The 3,369-nt window shown below is 64.3% G+C and carries 3 protein-coding genes, 1 rRNA gene and 1 pseudogene; 4 read left to right on the plus strand and 1 reads right to left on the minus strand.

The genetic code is table 11. The annotated features are described in order from the left end of the window. The 3 genes from rrf (at position 1) to DN412_RS42540 (ending at position 2,075) form a co-directional block, all read left to right on the plus strand. Positions 1 to 114, plus strand: a 5S ribosomal RNA gene (rrf, locus tag DN412_RS42530). Positions 115 to 313: 199 nt separating this feature from the next. After that, positions 314 to 958, plus strand: coding sequence for a TetR/AcrR family transcriptional regulator (locus DN412_RS42535; RefSeq protein ID WP_115216953.1), 645 nt, complete (start codon positions 314 to 316; stop codon positions 956 to 958). Positions 959 to 965: 7 nt separating this feature from the next. Further along, positions 966 to 2,075, plus strand: coding sequence for an alkene reductase (locus DN412_RS42540; RefSeq protein WP_115216954.1), 1,110 nt, complete (start codon positions 966 to 968; stop codon positions 2,073 to 2,075). 95 nt (positions 2,076 to 2,170) lie between these two features. Here the strand turns inward: DN412_RS42540 and DN412_RS42545 are convergent, their stop codons facing one another. Then, complete coding sequence (locus DN412_RS42545) at positions 2,171 to 2,629, minus strand: hypothetical protein (RefSeq protein ID WP_115216955.1); 459 nt, start codon at positions 2,627 to 2,629, stop codon at positions 2,171 to 2,173. A gap of 364 nt (positions 2,630 to 2,993) precedes the next feature. On the opposite strand from DN412_RS42545, the pseudogene DN412_RS42550 reads away from it, so the two are divergent. Beyond that, positions 2,994 to 3,369 (plus strand): annotated as a pseudogene (locus DN412_RS42550) (hypothetical protein); the annotation flags it as partial.

Here is a 3,369-nt window from a genome sequence, read left to right on the forward strand (position 1 = left end):
CCTGGTGACCATAGCGAGCTGGAACCACCCCTTCCCATCCCGAACAGGACCGTGAAACAGCTCCGCGCCGATGATAGTGCGGATTACCCGTGTGAAAGTAGGTCATCGCCAGGCTCTTATACCCAAAACCCCTCGACAGCGTGTGCTGCGAGGGGTTTTGTCTTTGGTGGTTCGGAAACGCTCAGGCAACTCGTGATGAATATGCTTCATCGAGCCTTCCGGGACGACTGACGGCAGGCACCCGCAGCGATGAGCCGGAGATGGTGGCCCCGGTCGTTTGACTTTTTAAGACGACTGGTCATATTATTCCGCCATGGCCCGCACCGCAGACAAGACCGACATCCCCAACCGCCTGACGAAGGCGGGGCGCGAGCTGTTCTCGCGTCACGGCTACAACTCCACCGGGATTCAGCAGATCACCGATCACGCCGGCGTGCCCAAGGGCTCGTTCTACAACCATTTCGAGAGCAAGGAAGCCTTCGCCGCCGTCATCGTCACGCAGTATGCGGACTACCTGCAGCGGTCCTGGGAAGCCATGATGGAGGCCGCGCCGCCAGAGCCAATGGCGGCCATCCATTACGTCTTCACCCAGATGATTGCCTACCACCAGTCCAGGAAGGTGCAGGCAGGCTGCCTGATCGGCAACTTTGCGGCGGAGATCGCCTTGTCGAGCGAAACCTGCCGCGCAGTCCTGCAGGCAGCACAACTGGCCTGGCGCGAACGCCTGGCCGGCATGATCAGCCAGGCCCAGGCTGACGGCGCTATCCGCACGGACATCGCGCCGGCAGAGCTGTCCGGCCTGGTCTGGGATGTATGGGAAGGCGCCTTGCTGCGCATGAAGCTCGAGCGCTCGGTCGAGGCGCTGCGCCGCAGCGTCGACTTGATGTTCAACCACCTGTTTCAGCCGGCCGCTACGGCAGATTCGGCCGCTGCAAGCCAAAGACCAACCACGGAGTAAGCCATTCATGGGTGCACAGAAAGAAGCCTTTCTCGCGGATGCCTTGTTCCAGCCGATCAGGCTGGGCAAGCTCGAACTTGCCAACCGCATGGCCATGGCGCCGCTCACGCGCAGCCGGGCCGACGATAACCTGGTGCCGACCGACATGGTGGTCGAGTACTACAGCCAGCGCGCCAGCGTGGGCCTGATCATCGCGGAAGCCACGCAAGTCTCGACGACCGCCCAGGGCTACACCAATACGCCGGGCATCTACACCGCCGAGCAGATCGCTGCCTGGAAGACGGTGACGGACGCGGTGCACGCGAAGGGCGGCAGGATCTTCCTGCAGATCTGGCACACCGGTCGCATGTCGCACACGCATTTCCAGCCGGACAACCAGGCCCCGGTCGCGCCGTCGCCCATCGCTGCCAATGCCAAGACCTACATCAATGGCCAGGGCTACGTCGAGTGCTCCGTTCCGCGTGAGCTCGAGACTGCTGAGATCGCGGGCATCGTGGACGACTTCCGCACCGCCGCGGCCAACGCCATCCAGGCAGGCTTCGACGGTGTCGAGGTCCATGGTGCGCACGGCTACCTGCTTGACGCCTTCCTGCGCGACGGTACGAACAAGCGCACCGACACGTATGGCGGCAGCATCGAGAACCGCGCGCGCTTCCTGCTCGAGGTCATTGCCGCCGTGATCGGCGAGATCGGTGCCGACCGGGTCGGCGTTCGCCTGGCACCGGTGTCGCCGGTCAACGACGCGCTGGAGAGCAAACCGCAGCCATTGTTCGAGCATGTCGTGCGTGAACTGGAGGCGCTGCACCCGGTGTATATCCACGTCGTCGAAGGCCACACTGGCGGCCCGCGCGACAATGCGCCTTTCGACTATGCAGCGCTGCACCGCCTGTACACGGGCGTGTGGATGGTCAACAACGGCTACTCCAAGGAGATGGCTGAAGCGGCGATTCAAAGCGGCCATGCCGACATGGTCTCGTTCGGTCGCAAGATGATCACCAACCCCGACCTGCCGCGCCGCTTCCGCGAAAACAAGCCGCTGAACCGTCCCTTCGAAGACGCTTCGCTCTACGGCGGCGATGGCGCGCACGGCTACGTCGACTACCCGGAACTGGGCTGACGCATAACTTCCTTGGAAGCGGGGGAGATCCCGCTTCCAAGGACGCGCGTGCCTGAGTTCGCCGCCCTCCCGAGGCGGGCTCACTGCGCACGGGCTTATGCCAACGCGCTGTCGGTATAAACGTCGAACTTGCGCGCGGGGTCGGACGATACACCGCTGCGGTCCATGCCAGCCAGCGCTCCGTCGGTGTAGACGTCGGATTTGCGCGCGGGATCGGCCGATGGCCCGCTGCGGTCCATGCCGGCCAGGGCGCCGTCAGAATAGATGTCAAACTTGCGGGCAGGGTCGGAAGACACCCCGCTGCGGTCCATGCCAGAGAGGGAGTACTCCTTGGTGGGGGCAGGCGTAACGCGGGCACCTTCGCTGAAAACGTCGAAGCGCCCGGCTCGCGCGCCGTCGCTAAAGACGTCGCGCATGTCGACGCGGAACGTGTAGCCGTACTTGTCGCCGGCAAAAGCGCTGTCGCGAGGGGCGGCGGCAAGGGCAATGCCGGCCGTGCAGGTGGCAGCAATCGCGGCAGTGGCGAGGATCGTGTTGGCGAGCTTGCGGGTCATGGCGGTACTCCGGTTTGCGGTAAGAAGGGCAGAACGCGGCGGGCGTCCTCTCACTTATACGCAGAAGCTGTGCCACCGGATGCGGAGCAGAAAAATGTAGCCGCAGCCCCGTCATCAGCAAATTCCGTGCGATTGGCGAAGCAAATGTTGGGCGGCAGCGAACTTGCGGCGTATCAGCCGCCCACATAAGCCAACAGCTTTGGCCATCATCCGCGCTCCTCCGCGGTCGGCATTCTCGCATCCGCCTTGTCTCGGCAGCGTCAGGCAGGCCATGCCAATACAGGTATTGCCCGCGCTGATGGACGGCCCCTACGCCATGCGCCCCCTGTAGAATCGGCCTCCACGCAACCCTGGAACGTCCCGCATGGACTCTCACGCCCCGGATCGCGGCGCGCTGGTGCCGCTGGCCTATCACGCAACGGTGGTCGACTACCTGCGCCGCCATGAGCCCGAGGTCTGGCGCTGGGCCGGCGCCCGCGCGACCGGCACCGATCACCGCGAAGCGTTGCGCTTGATGCTGCTGCGCGACACCTACCGCATCGAGGCAGACGCGCACGCCGACGTGCACGCGGCGCTGGCAGAGGCGATGACCCGGCTCGGCATCGACGCGCCCGCGATAAAGTGGACCCCTCGGTCAAGACAGATTTCAACCGAGTTTAAGCTGCATCCATTTCTTCACATGCAGCGGAACAGCGCTGCCCTGATTTTGCGCGGGGAGAATCCCCTGCGCAGCGTAGCGG

Source organism: Cupriavidus lacunae (assembly GCF_003353055.1).
GTDB lineage: Bacteria > Pseudomonadota > Gammaproteobacteria > Burkholderiales > Burkholderiaceae > Cupriavidus > Cupriavidus lacunae.

Coding starts and splice junctions, on each gene's coding strand:
- DN412_RS42540 (WP_115216954.1), top strand. CDS start 966: ATGGGTGCACAGAAAGAAGCCTTTCTCGCGGATGCCTTGTTCCAGCCG.
- DN412_RS42535 (WP_115216953.1), top strand. CDS start 314: ATGGCCCGCACCGCAGACAAGACCGACATCCCCAACCGCCTGACGAAG.
- DN412_RS42545 (WP_115216955.1), bottom strand. CDS start 2,629: ATGACCCGCAAGCTCGCCAACACGATCCTCGCCACTGCCGCGATTGCT.